Annotated in this window: 15 protein-coding genes; 10 read left to right on the forward strand and 5 right to left on the reverse strand. The window is 72.3% G+C overall.

The genetic code is table 11. The features are described from left to right. Positions 1 to 50: 50 nt before the first annotated feature. The 6 genes from bioB to KSO97_RS08700 all read left to right on the forward strand — a co-directional run bounded on the left by bioB (position 51) and on the right by KSO97_RS08700 (position 5,445). Positions 51 to 1,136 (forward strand): biotin synthase BioB, encoded by a 1,086-nt coding sequence (bioB, locus tag KSO97_RS08675; protein WP_269782196.1) that lies wholly within the window; start codon positions 51 to 53, stop codon positions 1,134 to 1,136. Positions 1,137 to 1,141: 5 nt separating this feature from the next. Beyond that, positions 1,142 to 2,452, forward strand: a complete 1,311-nt coding sequence (locus KSO97_RS08680) for an adenosylmethionine--8-amino-7-oxononanoate transaminase (protein ID WP_232677955.1) — start codon at positions 1,142 to 1,144, stop codon at positions 2,450 to 2,452. Continuing rightward, positions 2,449 to 3,582, forward strand: a complete 1,134-nt coding sequence (locus KSO97_RS08685) for an 8-amino-7-oxononanoate synthase (RefSeq protein ID WP_232677956.1) — start codon at positions 2,449 to 2,451, stop codon at positions 3,580 to 3,582. The genes KSO97_RS08680 and KSO97_RS08685 overlap by 4 nt, the downstream gene beginning before the upstream one ends. Further along, positions 3,579 to 4,274: a dethiobiotin synthase gene (gene bioD, locus KSO97_RS08690; protein ID WP_232677959.1), complete on the forward strand. Its 696-nt coding sequence runs from the start codon at positions 3,579 to 3,581 to the stop codon at positions 4,272 to 4,274. The genes KSO97_RS08685 and bioD overlap by 4 nt, the downstream gene beginning before the upstream one ends. Positions 4,275 to 4,319: 45 nt before the next feature. Then, positions 4,320 to 5,093, forward strand: coding sequence for a MerR family transcriptional regulator (locus KSO97_RS08695; RefSeq protein WP_232677961.1), 774 nt, complete (start codon positions 4,320 to 4,322; stop codon positions 5,091 to 5,093). 64 nt (positions 5,094 to 5,157) lie between these two features. Further along, positions 5,158 to 5,445, forward strand: a complete 288-nt coding sequence (locus KSO97_RS08700; protein WP_232677962.1) for a hypothetical protein — start codon at positions 5,158 to 5,160, stop codon at positions 5,443 to 5,445. 53 nt (positions 5,446 to 5,498) lie between these two features. Here the strand turns inward: KSO97_RS08700 and KSO97_RS08705 are convergent, their stop codons facing one another. The 3 genes from KSO97_RS08705 to KSO97_RS08715 are packed head-to-tail and all read right to left on the reverse strand — an operon-like array spanning position 5,499 to position 8,126. Further along, positions 5,499 to 6,032: a GNAT family N-acetyltransferase gene (locus tag KSO97_RS08705; RefSeq protein ID WP_232677965.1), complete on the reverse strand. Its 534-nt coding sequence runs from the start codon at positions 6,030 to 6,032 to the stop codon at positions 5,499 to 5,501. 20 nt (positions 6,033 to 6,052) lie between these two features. Further along, on the reverse strand, positions 6,053 to 7,525 hold the full coding sequence (locus KSO97_RS08710; protein ID WP_232677966.1) for an amidase: 1,473 nt from the start codon (positions 7,523 to 7,525) through the stop codon (positions 6,053 to 6,055). 58 nt (positions 7,526 to 7,583) lie between these two features. After that, positions 7,584 to 8,126, reverse strand: coding sequence for an NADPH-dependent FMN reductase (locus tag KSO97_RS08715; RefSeq protein ID WP_232677967.1), 543 nt, complete (start codon positions 8,124 to 8,126; stop codon positions 7,584 to 7,586). A 73-nt stretch (positions 8,127 to 8,199) separates the two neighbouring features. On the opposite strand from KSO97_RS08715, the gene KSO97_RS08720 reads away from it, so the two are divergent. After that, a complete protein-coding gene (locus KSO97_RS08720) occupies positions 8,200 to 8,793 on the forward strand; it encodes a TetR/AcrR family transcriptional regulator (RefSeq protein WP_232677968.1) in 594 nt (197 codons plus the stop codon). A gap of 74 nt (positions 8,794 to 8,867) precedes the next feature. Here KSO97_RS08720 and cimA read toward each other — a convergent pair whose 3' ends face one another. Both cimA and KSO97_RS08730 read right to left on the reverse strand, forming a co-directional pair. Next, positions 8,868 to 10,508: a citramalate synthase gene (gene cimA, locus KSO97_RS08725; protein WP_269782197.1), complete on the reverse strand. Its 1,641-nt coding sequence runs from the start codon at positions 10,506 to 10,508 to the stop codon at positions 8,868 to 8,870. A gap of 241 nt (positions 10,509 to 10,749) precedes the next feature. Then, positions 10,750 to 12,600, reverse strand: coding sequence for a serine/threonine-protein kinase (locus KSO97_RS08730; protein WP_232677973.1), 1,851 nt, complete (start codon positions 12,598 to 12,600; stop codon positions 10,750 to 10,752). A gap of 83 nt (positions 12,601 to 12,683) precedes the next feature. Here KSO97_RS08730 and KSO97_RS08735 point away from each other — a divergent pair, with 83 nt between their 5' ends. The 3 genes from KSO97_RS08735 to KSO97_RS08745 are packed head-to-tail and all read left to right on the forward strand — an operon-like array spanning position 12,684 to position 15,774. Then, entirely contained in the window at positions 12,684 to 13,796 is a 1,113-nt protein-coding gene (locus tag KSO97_RS08735; RefSeq protein WP_232677978.1) for an iron ABC transporter permease, read from the forward strand. Then, complete coding sequence (locus KSO97_RS08740) at positions 13,796 to 14,905, forward strand: iron chelate uptake ABC transporter family permease subunit (RefSeq protein ID WP_232677980.1); 1,110 nt, start codon at positions 13,796 to 13,798, stop codon at positions 14,903 to 14,905. Before KSO97_RS08735 ends, KSO97_RS08740 begins: the two co-directional genes overlap by 1 nt. After that, a complete protein-coding gene (locus tag KSO97_RS08745) occupies positions 14,902 to 15,774 on the forward strand; it encodes an ABC transporter ATP-binding protein (RefSeq protein WP_308188273.1) in 873 nt (290 codons plus the stop codon). The genes KSO97_RS08740 and KSO97_RS08745 overlap by 4 nt, the downstream gene beginning before the upstream one ends. Positions 15,775 to 15,795: the final 21 nt, after the last annotated feature.

Below are 15,795 nucleotides of genomic sequence, written 5' to 3' on the forward strand. Positions count from 1 at the left end.
GCCTCCGGACCGCGGACGCCGCCCCGCGCGGGCGGCGGCATACTGGAGCCATGACTTCGTCGTTCGACCAGTTGGCCACCTCGATCCTCGACGGCAAGCCCGCCACCGAGGACGACGCGCTGGCCGTGCTGCGCGCCCACGACGACGAGCTGCTCGACGTCGTCGCAGCGGCGTCCCGCCTGCGCCGGGAGTACTTCGGCAACACCGTCAAGGTGAACTACCTGGTCAACCTGAAGTCGGGGCTGTGCCCGGAGAACTGCAACTACTGCAGCCAGTCGCTGGGCTCGACCGCCGACATCCTCAAATACAAGTGGCTCAACACCGAGGAGGCCCTCGAGCAGGCCGCCGCGGGGCTCAAGGGCGGCGCCACCCGCGTCTGCATGGTCTCGAGCGGACGCGGTCCGACCAACAAGGACGTCGAGCGCGTCGCCGACATGGTCGGCTCGATCAAGGCCGAGCACCCCCAGGTCGAGGTCTGCGCCTGCCTCGGGCTGCTCAAGGAGGGCCAGGCCGAGAAGCTCCGCGACGCCGGTGTGGACGCCTACAACCACAACATCAACACCGCCGAGAGCCACCACGACAACATCGTGCAGACCCACACCTACGCCGACCGCGTCGACACCGTCGGCAAGGCGCAGGCGGCCGGCCTCTCCGCGTGCAGCGGCCTGATCGCCGGCCTGGGCGAGACCGACGAGCAACTGGTCGAGGCGCTGTTCGCGCTCCGCGACATGGGCTCGGACTCGATCCCGGTGAACTTCCTGATGCCCTTCGACGGCACCCCGTACGAGAACACCTGGGAGCTCGCGCCGACCCGCTGCGTGAAGATCCTCGCGATGGCACGCATCGTGTGTCCCGACAAGGAGATCCGCATCGCCGGCGGCCGCGAGATGCACCTGCGCTCGCTCCAGGCGCTCGCACTGCAGGTCGCCAACTCGATCTTCCTGGGCGACTACCTCACCTCCGAGGGGCAGGCCGCCGAGGCCGACCTGGAGATGATCCGCGACAACGGGTTCGTGGTTCTCGGCTCCCCCGAGGAGACCGCGCAGGCTGCCCGGGGCGCCGCACGTCCCGTCGGCTCGGTCGACCCCGCCAAGCGCCGTCGCGGCGCCGGCACCGAGCTCGCCCCCAACGCCTGACCGCGGTGGGCAGCGCCGCGGATCGCGCCGACACTCCGCTGCTCGCGTTCGACCGCGAGCACGTCTGGCATCCCTACACCTCTCTCAGCGCGCCGTCGCCGGTGCGGATGGTCACCGGCGCCCGCGGCGTCCGGTTGAGCCTGGACGACGGCAGCGAGCTGATCGACGCGATGTCCTCCTGGTGGGCCGCCATCCACGGCTACGGCGTCCCCGAGCTGGACGCCGCCCTGCGCGAGGTCGACTTCGCCCACGTGATGTTCGGCGGCCTCACCCACGCCCCCGCGATCCGACTCGCCCAGCGCCTGGTCGACCTGGCCCCGGCGGGCCTCGACCGCGTGTTCCTGGCCGACTCCGGCTCGGTGAGCGTCGAGGTGGCGCTCAAGATCGCACTGCAGTACCAGCGCGGACGCGGCCGGCCCGAACGCACCAGGCTCCTGACCGTGCGCGGCGGATACCACGGCGACACCTTCGGTGCGATGAGCGTGTGCGACCCCGTCGGCGGCATGCACTCGATGTTCACCGACGTCCTCGCACCGCAGGTCTTCGCGCCGCGGCCCCCCGCGCCCGGGGGCGACGTCGAGGGTTGGGCGACGGAGTTCCGGTCGCTGGCCGACGATCATCGTGACGAGGTGGCCGCGATCATCGTGGAGCCCGTGCTCCAGGGCGCCGGCGGCATGTGGGTCTACGACCCGGCCTGTCTGCAGGTGATGCGCGAGGTCGCCGACGAGCACGGCCTGCTCCTGGTGCTCGACGAGATCGCGACCGGCTTCGGCCGGACGGGCGAGCTGTGGGGCGCCGACCATGCAGGCGTGCGCCCCGACCTGATGTGCGTCGGCAAGGCCCTGACCGGGGGGTACCTCACGTTGGCCGCGGTGCTCTGCACCGACGAGGTCGCGCGCGGCGTCGCGGCCTCGGAGTCCGGCGTGCTCATGCACGGCCCCACCTTCATGGGCAACGCGTTGGCGTGCTCGGTCGCGCTGGCCAGTCTCGACCTGCTCCAGGCCCGCGACTGGCGCGCCCAGGCCGCCAGGATCGAGGCCGGCCTCCGCTCCGGGCTCGCGCCGTGCGCCGACCTGCCGGGCGTGACCGAGGTCCGCGTGCTGGGTGCGGTCGGCGTGGTGCAGCTCGACGAGCCCGTCGACGTCGTCACCGTCACCGACGCCGCCGCGGAGCACGGCGTCTGGCTTCGGCCCTTCCGCGACCTCGTCTACACGATGCCGCCCTACGCCTGCACCGACGCCGATGTCGCTCGCATCGGCGAAGCCGTGACGGCCGGCGTCACCGCGGCCGTGCCGACGGCAGGGATGCTCGCATGACGCTGTGGAGCAGCTGGCTCGCGGAGCAGGCCGCCCACCGCGACGAGGCCGGGCTGACCCGATTCCTGACACCGCGCGGAGTCGCCGAGCCGGCCATCGACCTGGCCGGCAATGACTACCTCGGCCTCGCGACCGACCCCGACGTCGTCGCGGCCGCGGCCCAGGCTGCGACCACCTGGGGAGCCGGTGCCACGGCGTCACGCCTGGTGAGCGGCTCACTGGAGCTCCACACTCACCTGGAGTGCGCGCTGGCCGACTACTGCGGCCAGCCTGCCGCGCTCGCCTTCTCCACCGGGTACCACGCCAATCTGGGGCTGGTGACCGCGCTCGCCGACCGCGACACCGTCGTCGTCTCCGACGCGCACGTGCACGCCTCGCTCGTCGACGCAGTCCGGCTGTCCCGCGCCGACCTCGAGATCGTGCCGCACAGCGCGGTCAGCGCGGTCGACCAGGCCTTGCGCCAGGCCGGACTGGAGGACGGCCGGCGGGCGCTCGTGCTCGCCGAGTCGATCTACTCGGTGCTCGGCGACGCAGCACCGCTCTCCGAGCTCGCCTCGGTGTGCGAGGCGCACGGCGCGCTGCTCGTCGTCGACGAGGCGCACGGGCTCGGCGTCCACGGGCCGGGGCTGGTGGCGCGATCCGGCCTCGCCGGCCGCGCGCATGTCGTCGTGACCGCGACGCTCTCCAAGGCTCTGGGATCACAGGGAGGCGCCGTCCTCGGCAGCCCGGCGATCATCGAGCACCTGGTGAACCGTTCGCGGCCGTTCATCTTCGACACCGGGCTCGCGCCGCCCGCCGCGGGCGCGGCCCTTCGGGCGCTGCAGGTCATGCAGGAGCGTCCGCAGCTCGCCGCGCTGGTCCACAGCCGCATGCAGGACCTCGCGTCGGCGCTGGGTGTCGAGCCGAGCCAGGGCGCTGTGCTGTCGGTGCCGATGCCCTCGACGCGGGCCGCCGTCGCCGCTCAGGCCGCCGCCCGCGCCGCTGGCGTGCGGGTGGGCTGCTTCCGGCCGCCCTCGGTGCCCGACGGCATCTCGCGTCTGCGCGTGACCACCAGCGCCGGGGTGCCGGACGCCGAGTGGTCCCGCGCCGTCGAGGTGCTCGTCGCCGTGGTCAAGGAACACGCGCGATGACCTCGGCGACGACGGGCGCGCGCCGTGTCGTGGTGGTCACCGGCACCTCGACCGAGGTCGGCAAGACCATCGCCACCGCGGCCCTGGCAGTGAACGAGGCCGCGAGCGGCGCCCGGGTGTGCGTGGTGAAGCCCGTCCAGACCGGGGTCGTCGACGGCGAGCCCGGCGACGCCGACGTCGTCGCGGCGCTCGCCGGCGTCGACACGATCGAGTTCGCGCGCCTGCCCGACCCGCTCGCGCCCGACACCGCGGCTCGTCGGGTCGGCGTCACGCTCCCGAGCGTCGGCGAGATCGCCGAGCGGATCACCGACCTGTCCGCGCGCTACGACGTCGTCCTGGTCGAGGGTGCCGGCGGACTGCTCGTGCGCATCGACTCCGGTGGGCAGACGCTCGCGGATCTGGCGGTCGCGCTCGGCGGCCACCTGGACGTCGAGGTCGTGCTCGTGTGCGCTGCCGGCCTGGGCACGCTCAACCACACCCAGCTCACCGCCGAGGCGCTGATCGCCCGTGGGCTCACGGCGTCCGGCCTCGTCGTCGGGTCCTGGCCCGAGCACCCCGGACTCGCCGAGCAGTGCAACCTGGAGGACCTGCCGTCGGTGAGCGGCCTGCCGATCCTCGCCGTGATCCCGGCCGGTGCCGGGGCGCTCGACGGCGCGGTCTTCCGCGCCTCTGCGCTGTCGTGGTTCGTCTGACGCGCACTTGCGCCTGACGTGGCGTGAGGTCCTAGCGTCGCGCGCATGGACTTCACCATCGGCGACGTCGCCCTCCGCACCGGGCTCACCGAACGCACTCTGCGCTACTACGAGGAGCTCGGCCTCCTCTCCCCCGCGCGAGACGCGGCCGGACGACGTCGCTACGACGCCGACACCCTCGACCGGCTCTCGCGGATCCGGCTTCACCGCGATCTCGGCACGCCGCTCGTCGAGATCGACGTCGACGCCGACGGCCTGGCCGCACTCGCCCGTCGTCACCTCGCGGACCTCGACGATCGCCTCGCCGCGCTGGCCCGCCGACGCGAGCGGGCGCGCGCCGTCGACGAGCGCCTGCAGATGGGCGAGAACGTCTCGCCCACCGCCCTGCTCGACCTGCTGGCGGGCCTGGGCGACGAATCGCTGCGTCCGACGCGCCGGATCACACTGCTGGTCTATCGAGATCTGGCGGCCGCGCACGCCTGGCTCGTGGAGGTCTTCGGGTTCGCCGCCGGCGAACTCACCGTGCACGAGGGTGTCGTCGTCCATGGTGAGGTCTTCGCCGGCGACGGCGCGATCTGGCTGCATCCCGAGTCCGGCGACTACGGGCTCGCGTCGCCTCGCTCGACCGGTGGGTTCGCGACGGCGTGCCTCGCCGTGCATGTGGACGACGTGGACCAACACCACGACCGCGTGCGCGCCGTGTCAGGCGTGGAGGTGCTCGGCGCCCCGGTCGACCAGCCCTACGGCCTGCGGGAGTACAGCGTGCGTGACCTCGAGGGTCACCTCTGGTCCTTCCAGCAACCGATCGACGACGCGTGAACCGGCTCAGGGGACGACGCCCACCTCGTCAGCCCCTCACCGTGCGATCTCTAGTCTCGACAGCATGAGCAGTGCTGCGGAGGTCTATGCCGTCGAGTTGGAGCCGCGTGAGCGTGGACCGGTCAAGCGGGTGCTCGCCGGTGCGGCCGATCTCGCCACTGCCCTGGTCGGCGGCGGACTGGAGCTCAGCGCCGCGGGTGATCTCGTGGTGCGCCACCGCTCCGGCGCGGAGGTCGGACGCATCCCGGTCGACGGGACCGAGGAGGCGGGCTCCATGCTCACCCAGGTACGCGACCAGATGGCGACGATGAGCGCCGAGGAGTTCCGCGCAACCTGGAACCTGCGCGGCTGACTCGAACGGGTCCGATCGAGCGGACGAGCGTCAGCCCGCGCCGGTCGAGGCACTCACCAGACATCGCCCTCGCGCCAGTCGCAGGCGATCGGGGCGTCGAGGTCCAGCCGGCTCCGCTGGTGCGGCCGGCCGGCGAGCACGTAGATGCCACCGTCGTCCTCCGGGGTGGCGACCAGGCCCTGAGGCGTCATCGAGGACGACGGACCGCGCCACAGCCGCCAGCCACGCTGCCGGTACAGCGCGGCGCCCGCGTCCGAGGCACTCAGGGCGAGAAGGTCGTACCCCTCGGCCAGGCTCTCCAACGCCTCCATCACGCGGCCGCCGAGCCCCCGTCGCTGCCGGGTCGGACACACAGCGACGGACTCGACGTAGCCGCACCGCAGCGTGCGGCCATCGACGAGGACTCGGCGCATGACCACCGCGCCGTGCGCGACCAGAACGCCGTCGAGCCGGACGAGGGCGTGCAGGCCGCCGAGCGTGTGGTCCCAGTCCTCCTCCCCGAACTCGTCGAATGCTCGCTCCAGCAGCTTGCGTACCTCGAGCAGGGGCTGCGTTCCGAGCCGGGCCGTGGGTGCGAGCGTGGTCACCGCTGCACCGGAAGATCGGTTCACCACTGCGGCGGCCGCCGGGCGTGCCACGGCCGCGCCGTCTCGACCTGAGCCGCGAGGGCGAGCAGCACCTGTTCCTCGCCCGGTCGCGCGGCCAGCATGACGCCGATCGGCAACGGGGGTTCGCCGATCGAGGGATCCCCGTCCGTCCAGTGCAGAGGCAGCGAGATCGCCGGCATGCCGGTGACGTTCCACGCAGAGGTGTAGGGCGTGAACGCCTTCTGCAGCTCGAAGTCGCGCGCCGGATCGGAGTCGTCGCGCAGCGCGCCGACCGGCAGCGGCCGACTCGCCAGCGTCGGCGTGAGCACGGCGTCGTACGGTGCGAGCGTGCGCAGCGCCTCGGCCGCGAACCGACGCATCGCTCCCACGGCGAGCCCGAAGGCCGGGCCGCTCACCGCCTCCCCTCTCTCCGCCAGCCATCGGGTGAGCGGGCGCAGCAACGACCGCTGGGCGGTGTCGAGCCCGGTCGTCGAGAGCGCGGTGAGCACCGACCAACAGGTCTCGAAGACGGTGACCGCCTCGGGCGGAAGGGGCACCGCGACGTCCTCGACGTGATGGCCGAGTCTGTCCAGGAGAGCCGTCGCCTCGTCGTAGGCCCGTCCACAGGCCGGATCGATCGAGGAGACCGGAATGTCGGCGATGACCGGTGTGATGAACCGCGCGATCCGGAGACGCCCGGGGTCTCGGTCGCATGCCGCCAGAAAGCTCTCGGAAGGAGGCGGTGCCCACGACGGATCCCCGACCCGATGACCGGCCATGACGTCGAGCAGCGCGGCGGCATCACGCACCGTGCGCGCGATCGAGCCGGCCGTGCCGAGCCCGACCGGGTCGCCGTACATCGGCGCGGCACTGATCCGACCACGGCTGGGCTTGAGCCCCACCAGCCCGCAGCACGACGCCGGGATCCGGATGGACCCCCCGCCGTCCGAACCCTGGGCGACCGGCACCAGGCCCGCCGCGACGGCCGCAGCGGCGCCGCCTGAGGAGCCACCCGCCATCCTGCTGCGGTCCCACGGCGTCACGGCGGGCGGCGCGTCGTCCGGCTCGGTGTAGCAGGGCGAGCCGAACTCGGGCGTGCTGGTCTTGCCGAGACTGACCATGCCGGCAGCCTCGAGGGCGAGCGTGACCGCGTCGGAGACCGTGGGGACGTGGTCGGCGAAGACGCGCGAGCCGAACCGGGTCGGTGTCCCCGCCGTCAGGTTGAGGTCCTTGATCGCCGTCGGGACGCCGGCCAGAGGCGAGGCACCGGCGCCGGACGGGCCCACGGCACCCACGTCGCGTGCTCGCGCCCGAGCGTCGTCGGCGGTGACCTGGACGAACGCGCCCAACGGCGCGACACCGCGGGTGGCATCGCCGCCGTCGTGACGGGCGATGCGGGCCAGGTAGTGCTCGGTCAGTTCGAGGGGGGTGACCTCGCCTCGGCGGACGAGGTCACCCTGCTCGAGTGCGGTCAGGTCGTGGAGTGCGGCCACGCTCCGACGCTACCGAGTGGTGCGTCAGGCGTGGTCGAACCGCGGTGAGGCGGCGGCGTCAGGCGGCGGCGCTCTGCCGCGCCTCGGCGAGCGTGCGCACGACCTCGGTGAAGCGGGCGAAGATCTCCGGCGCGAGCACGTCGACGTCGATTCCCGTCTGGGAGTGCACCGCCGTCTCGACGACGGACGCACCCGCGATCCCGGCCGAGCGGGCGGCATCGGCGTGAGCCCACTTGCCGCCGTACGGCGTCGGCGTGGTGCCGAGCACGCCGAACGGCTTGCCGACGATCGCGCCCTCGCCGTACGGACGCGAGAGCCAGTCGATGGCGTTGTTCAGCACGGCCGGCATGGTGCCGTTGTACTCCGGAGTCACGGCGAGCACGACGTCGGCCGCGGCGACGCGCTCACGCACGGTGACCGCCGCGGCGGGCGTCGAGGCGGCGTCCAGCGACTCCTCGTAGAACGGCAGCTGGCCGATCTCGTCGATGATGTCGAGCTCGACGTCGGCCGGGGCCTGGTCGCGCAGGGTCTCGGCGACACGACGGTTGAGGGAGTCGGGACGCAGGCTGCCGACGAGGACGGCGATTCGGGTCGTAGTCATGACGGGTTAAACGGACCACAGTCCGCTTATATTCCACCCGAGCGAGGATTTCTCGCCGCTACGCTGCCACGCCATGGAGTCCCCGCACCTGCTGCCGCTGGTCGGCGAGCCGCCGCGCGAGCGTGCGGACGCCGTCCGCAACCGGGAGGCGCTGCTGCTCGCGACGTCGGAGCTGATCGATGCGAGCTGCGTGGAGAACGTCACCATGGACGCCGTCGCTCAGCGTGCGGGGGTCGGAAAGGGAACGGTCTTTCGTCGCTTCGGCAGCCGCGAGGGCCTGATGACCGCCGTCCTGGACCACTCCGAGGCGCAGTGGCAGGCCGCGGTCATCGGCGGGCCCCCGCCCCTCGGACCGGGAGCACCCCCGCTCGATCGCCTGCTCGCGTTCGGCCGCTCGCGCGCGCGGGCGACCGTCCACCACACCGCCCTGATCCGGGCTGCCGGCCACGCCGGCACGCGGTCCTACGCGGCCATGTCGTTCGTCGCCATGCACGTGCGCTACCTGCTCGCCGAACTCGGCGTCGAGGGCGACCTCGGCTACCTGGCGACCGCCCTGCTGGCACCGCTCGAGGCAGTCGTCCTCGAACAGCAACTGACCCACGACGGCCTCGACTGGGACCGGATCGACGCCGGCTGGGCCGACCTGGTCGCCCGCATCACACGTTGACCCGTCTTTGTCTGAAGACGGGTCAACGGTCGGGTTCCCGTTGCCCCGTCTTGAGACAAAGACGGGTCAACGCCTCAGTCGGAGTGGTGGCGGCGGAGGCCGTAGGTCAGCCCGTCGACCAGGGCCCCCCAGGACGCCTCGATGACGTTGTGGCCGACGCCGACCGTCACCCACGACGAGGTGCCGTCGGTGGTCTCGATGAGGACGCGGGTGATCGCGTCGGTGCCGTGCCCCTGGTCGAGGATGCGGACCTTGTAGTCGATCAGCTCGAACTTCGCGACCTCGGGGAAGGCCTGGCCGATCGCCTGTCGCAGCGCCGAGTCGAGCGCGTTGACCGGACCGTTGCCCTCGCCGGTGACGACGTAGCGGACGCCGGCCGCCTTGAGCTTCACCGTGGCCTCGGAGACCGCCTCGTCCTCCGCACGCGCATAGGAGAGCGTCTCGGTGATCACCCGCCACGACTCGACCTCGAAGTAGGTCGGCCGGTGCCCCTCGACCTCCTCGACGAGCAGCAGCTCGAAGGAGGCGTCGGCCGCCTCGAAGGTGTAGCCGCGCTGCTCGAGCTCCTTGACGCGCGCGGTGACGCGGGTGACGAGGTCCCGATCGCCAGAGAGGTCGTAGCCGAGCTCCTTGCCCTTGAGCTCGATCGAGGCCCGACCGGCCATGTCGGAGACGAGGAGGCGCATGTCGTTGCCGACGCCCACCGGGTCCATGTGCTGGTAGAGGTTCGGGTCGACCTTGATCGCACTCGCGTGAAGTCCCGCCTTGTGGGCGAACGCCGACACTCCGGTGTAGGGCTGGCGCGAGGCCGGCGGGAAGTTCGTGACGTCGGCGACGGCGTGCGCGATCCGCGTCGCCTCGCGGAGCAGCCCGTCGGGCAGCACCGCGCGGTCGAGCTTGAGCTGGAGGTTGGCCACGGTCGTGATCAGGTCGGCGTTGCCGGTGCGCTCGCCGTAGCCGTTCATGCATCCCTGCACGTGGGTGGCCCCGGCCTGCACGGCAGCGAGGCTGTTGGCGACCGCGCACCCGGTGTCGTTGTGGGCGTGGATTCCCACCCGCGCGCCGGTCGTGGCGATCACGTCGGCGACGATCTCGCCGACCCAGTCGGGCAGCATGCCGCCGTTGGTGTCGCACAGGGCGACGACGTCCGCTCCGGCCTCCGCCGCCGCACGCACCACCTCGAGCGCGTAGTCGCGGTTGCGGCGGTGGCCGTCGAAGAAGTGCTCGGCGTCGACGAAGACGCGCTGTCCCTCGGCGCGCAGATGGGCGACCGTGTCACGCACCATCGCCAGGTTCTCCTCCAGCGTGGTGCGCAGCGCGAGCTCGACATGGCGGTCGTGCGACTTGGCCACGAGCGTGACGACCGGAGCCCGGCTCTCGCGCAGTGCGGCGACCTGCGGGTCATCCGCCGCGGCGACGCCGGCCTTGCGGGTCGAACCGAACGCCGCCAGGACGGCGTGATCCAGGCTCAGCTCGTCGGCGGCACGACGGAAGAACTCGGTGTCCTTGGGGTTGGCCCCCGGCCAGCCGCCCTCGATGAAGCCCACCCCGAGCCCGTCGATCAGCCTGGCGATCGTCAGCTTGTCGGCGACCGAGAAGTTGAGCCCCTCCTGCTGAGCGCCGTCGCGCATCGTGGTGTCGTAGACGTGGAAGGCGCCCTGGAGGTCGAGCGGTCCTGTCGCAGTGCTGGTCTGCGACGACGGGAACGAGGACATCGGGTTCTGCTTTCTGCTGGTGGGGTGCTGCGTCAGCCAGGTCGAGGCACAAAAACACCTCTCGGCGGGCGAGAGGTTGGCGCACCGGCGGGGCCGGTGCGCTAGCGAATGATGATCGCGGTGGCGGCGCGAGCGGTGTGACGCATGCCTCCATAGTGCCACGCCCGCGCCGTCGGAGGACAGGGTCGAGCCAAGCTGAGACGGCGCGATCCTGAGCCCGACGTCGGTGCTCGCGACGCTCTCAGCGCGAGACGGAGGGCCGCGAGTCCCAGGGCAGCCAGTTGACGCCGTAGGTCTCGGTCGCCAGACCGCCCGCGAGCGCGAGCACTCCGACGACGGCGACCGCGAGCAGCCACGGCCCGGTGCTCCGCGCCAGCGGCATGGCGGCTCGGCTCACCGGCAGCCGGACCCGCCGACCGCCGGGCCCCCACCAGAGCGAGACGGCGAACGTCGCGCCGCATGCGACCAGCGTTCCCGCGATCCCCGCGCGGACGGCGTAGCAGAGCAGCCCGGCGCTCGCGCCGAGGCCGGCGCTCCACAGCAGTAACAGGATCGTGCTCGGAATCGACTGCACCAGGTGCCACGGAGCGTGCACCAGCAGCTGGACGCCGTCGTACCAGCGCCGGCCGCGCAGCTCGCGCCGCGCCCGGGCGCCGCTTGCCGCCATCGAACCGCTGCGCAGCAACCAGGTGGCTACGCACAGAAGGGCCAAGGTCACCCAGGGCACCGCCGCCGTCGCCGAGGCGATCGCGACGACCAATGCGAGCAGGAGCACCCCTCGCCGCACGCGCTCGGCGGCGCTCACCTGCTCGGGTGGGGGCGCACCGTAGCCGTACAGGTCGGCATCGCCGACGCCGTCGTAGCCGGAGTGATGCGAGGCGGGATAGGCGCTCGGCGGCCCCCACGGACCAGCTGATCCTGTCGTTGGGGGCACGGGCGGAGCCGGCGTCGACGGACGCGGCGGCGCCACCGGCGCGGCGGGCGACATGGCGAGCGCGGCCCCCTGCGACAACACAGCCGTCGACTTCTGCGGGGCCGGATCGACCAGCGTCGGCGCCGGCGCAGCCGACGCGAGTATCGGCCCGGCGGATGCCAGACCCACCGCCAGACCGGTACCCGCCGCAGGCTGCACCAGCGTCGGCGCGGCGTGGGAAGGAACGGCGGGAGCCACCTCGTCGGCCAACCCGGCGCCTCGCGCCTGGGCTGCGAGTGCCAGCGGGATGGTGAAGGGATCCTCAGCCTCGGGCGCGATCTCCTGGCCGGGTGGCGGCGCGAGGACGGGCCCGGGCCGGGTGGTCTGAGGTCGCAACCAGCTGAGCAACTGGTCGAGTGTCGGACGTCGCGCCGGCTCGGGATCGAGCGCCGCTGTCAGGGCGCCGCGCAGCGCCTCCGGCTCGACACCGGTGAGGTCGAACTCCCCGCGCCGCACCCGATCCATGATCGCCATCGAGGGACCGCCCCCGAACGGCGCGCGCCCGGTGCCGGCGAACGCGACGGTGGCCGCCCAGGAGTGGACGTCGGAGGCCGCCGAGGCATCCTCGCCGTAGAGGATCTCGGGCGCGAGGTAGCCGGGTGTGCCCAGCAGCCAGCCGGTGTGGGTCAACCGCGGGTCGTCGGCGACGCGGGCCAGGCCGAAGTCGATGAGGATCGGCGTGCGGCCCTCCATCACCACGTTGGCCGGCTTCACGTCACGGTGCAGCACTCCGACGGCGTGCACCGCCGCCAGCGCCTCGGCGAGGGATGCGGCGAACCACAGGAGATCCGGCCCGGCGATCGGTCCCTCGTGGTGCACGTGGTCGTGCAGCGAGTGGCCGGGCACATAGCGGGTGGCGACGTAGGGCACGGGCGCCCACGGGTCGGCGTCCAGTACCTCCGCGACCCACCGACTGCGCACCCGTCGGAGCGAGGAGACCTCGCGCTCCAACCGACGTCGGGACTCGTCGTCGCCGACGATGTGCGGACGCAGCACCTTCAGCGCCACCCGACGTCCGTCCGGATGGCGCGCGAGGTGGACGATGCCCATGCCACCCTCGCCGAGTTTGGCGAGCAGCACGTACTCGCCCACCCTCGAGACGACCGGGTCACTGCTCACTCCGGAAGCGTACGAGATCGCGGTGCCCGGATCGGGGATGGGACGATCTGCACTCTGGGGCCGATGAGGTTAGCCTTACCTATGTGAGTTCTCAGCACGCGTCCCCGTCGATAGGGACCGAGGTCGCGCCGTCGTCCCCGGACGCTGGCGCCTCCCGCGCCGGTAGCCTGTTCCGTCGCGGTCGTCCCGGCGACGTCAGCCCCCTTCGCACCGGTTCGGTGGTCGGCATCGTCGCGCTCACGCTGCTCCTGGTCGGAGCGGCTGCGCTCAGCCTGGCGGTCGGCAGCCGGTCGATCCCGCTGGGCACCGTCATCGACGTGCTCTGGTCCCCCGACCAGAGCGAGGCATCCACGATCGTGCACACCCTGCGGGTGCCGCGCACGGCTCTGGCGATCATCGTCGGCATCGCCCTCGGCGTGGCGGGCGCGCTCATGCAGGGCCACACCCGCAACCCGCTGGCCGAGCCGGGGCTGCTCGGCGTCCAGGCCGGAGCGGCGTTCGCCGTCGTGCTCGCGATCTACCTCCTGCGGGTCGACGACCTCGCCGTCTACGCCTGGTTCTCCCTCCTCGGGGCGGGCATCGCAGCGGCTTTCGTGTTCGCGATCGGATCCACCCGGGGAGGCCCGGACCCCGTCACCCTCGTGCTCGCCGGGACGGCGGTCAGCGCGCTGCTCTACTCCCTGGCCCAGGGCTTCGTCCTGCGCGACCAGACCACCCTGGACGCGTACCGCTTCTGGGCCGTGGGCTCCACCTCGGGCCGCGACATCTCGATCTTCTGGCAGGTCCTGCCGTTCATCGCGGTCGGCCTGGTGCTCGCGGCGGTCAACGCGCCGGGCCTGAACCTGCTGCAGCTCGGCGAGGACGTCGCTCGCTCGCTCGGCATGAGTCCGTGGCGGCACAAGGTCCTCGGCGTCGTCGTCGTCATGCTGCTCACCGGTGCGGCGACGGCGGCCTGCGGGCCGATCGCCTTCCTCGGCCTGGTCGTGCCGCACATCGCACGCTTCTTCGCCGGCGTCGACTACCGGTGGGTGGTGCCGTACGCAGGTCTGCTCGGCGGACTGCTGATGACGCTCGCCGACGTGATCGGCCGCCTGGTCGTACCGCCCGGCGAGCTCCAGGTCGGCATCGTGATGGCGCTGGTCGGCGGCCCGGTATTCATCCTGCTCGTGCGCCGCCACCGGATGGTGAGGATCTGATGTCCCTCCTCCTCGACAAGCCCGACGCCCCGCTCGCGCAGAGCGTCGCCCACCCCCGCGTCCGGTTCGGCCCGGTGTCGTTCCAGGTGCCGGTGCGCGCCGCCGTGGTCTCCACACTCGCGGCCGCCCTCCTGGCGCTGCTGTTCTGCTTCGACATCTCCCGCGGCGAGATCGACCTGCCCCTGAACACGGTGTTCTCCACCCTGCTGGGGGGAGGCGACTCGCTGAGCCAGTTCGTGGTCAACGAGTTGCGGCTACCTCAGACCGGGGTCGCGGCGCTGGTCGGCATCGCACTCGGTCTCTCCGGCGCTCTGTCCCAGACCTTCGCCCGCAACCCCCTGGCCAGCCCCGACATCCTGGGCATCTCCGACGGTGCGGCCGCGGCCGCGGTCGCCGTCATCGTGATCACGGGCGCCGGGGGGTGGGGCGCCGGGAGCGCGACCGGAGCGCTGCTCGACGTCGGCGTTCCGATGGCGGCGCTCACCGGCGGCCTGCTCGCCGCCGCCCTGCTCTACGTGCTGGCGTGGCGACGCGGTATCGACGGGCAGCGTCTCGTGCTGATCGGCATCGGGCTCGGCGCGGTCCTCACCGCACTCACCCAGTGGCTGCTCGTCAAGGCGCGCATCCAGGACGCTGCCAGCGCCGCGGTCTGGCTCAACGGCTCCCTCAACGCCCGTAGCTGGGAGCACGCGCGGCCGGTGATCATCGCCCTGGTCGTGCTGGTGCCGGTGGCCTTCATGCTGGTGCACCGACTCAACGTGCTACAGCTCGGCGACGATCCGGCCCGCGGCCTGGGGCTGCGACTGCAGACCACCCAGTTCCTGATCCTGCTGGTCGTCGTCGTGCTCGCCGCGGTCTCGGTGTCCGCCGTCGGACCGCTCGAATTCGTCGCGTTCGTGGTGCCCCAGGTGGCACTGCGCCTGACCGGCGGCTCCCGCCCGCCGCTGCTCGCCTCGATGCTGCTCGGCGGCTGCCTCGTCGTCGGCGCCGACATCATCGTGCGCGTCGTCCTGCCCTTCACGGTGCCCGCCGGGCTCGTGACGGCCGCGATCGGCGCGCCCTACCTGATCTGGCTCCTGGTCCGCACCAAACGGAAGGTCACCGCATGAACGCCGCGCCCGCCCAGACGACCGGTGTCGCGCCGTCGGGTTCGCCCGCGACGATGACGACGTCCGACATGTCGACGCCCTCCGTCTCGCGCCTCCGCGCCGAACGGGTCACCGTCGGCTACGGCGAGAAGCCCGTGGTCTCCGACCTGTCGTTGGCGATCCGCGACGGCGCCGTCACGACGATCATCGGGCCGAACGGATGCGGGAAGTCGACCATGCTGCGCACGATGGCCCGGCTGCTGAAGCCGACCGAGGGCCAGGTCATGCTCGACGACGAGCCGATCACCTCGGTCGCCACACGTGACATCGCGCGCCGGCTCGCCCTACTCCCGCAGACCCCCGTCGCGCCCGAGGGGCTCCGCGTGCGCGACCTCGTGGCACGAGGTCGTCATCCGCACCAGCGCTGGTTCAGCCAGTGGTCGCAGGACGACGAGGGGGTCGTCGCCGCGGCGCTCGCGATGACCGACACCACCGACCTCGCCGACCGCGCTCTCGACCAGCTCTCCGGCGGCCAGCGCCAGCGCGCCTGGATCGCGATGACGCTGGCCCAGGACACCGACCTGATGCTGCTGGACGAACCCACGACCTACCTCGACCTGGCTCACCAGGTGGAGGTGCTGGACCTGGTGTCACGGCTGAACCGCGAGCGCTCGCGCACCATCGTGATGGTGCTGCACGACCTCAATCTCGCCGCGCGCTACAGCGACGTCGTCGTGGTGATGAAGGCCGGTCAGATCGTCGCGCAGGGCGACCCTGCCGAGGTCTTCACCGAGCCTCTGCTGGCCGAGGTCTTCGGCCTCGACGCCGACGTGCTGCCCGACCCGCGCACCGGGCTGCCGATCATCGTGCCGCGCCTGCGCACCCGCTGACGAGGCATCCGCGACTCTCCG

It is taken from the genome of Nocardioides sp. R-C-SC26 (genome assembly GCF_021246465.1).
Taxonomy (GTDB): Bacteria; Actinomycetota; Actinomycetes; order Propionibacteriales; family Nocardioidaceae; genus Nocardioides.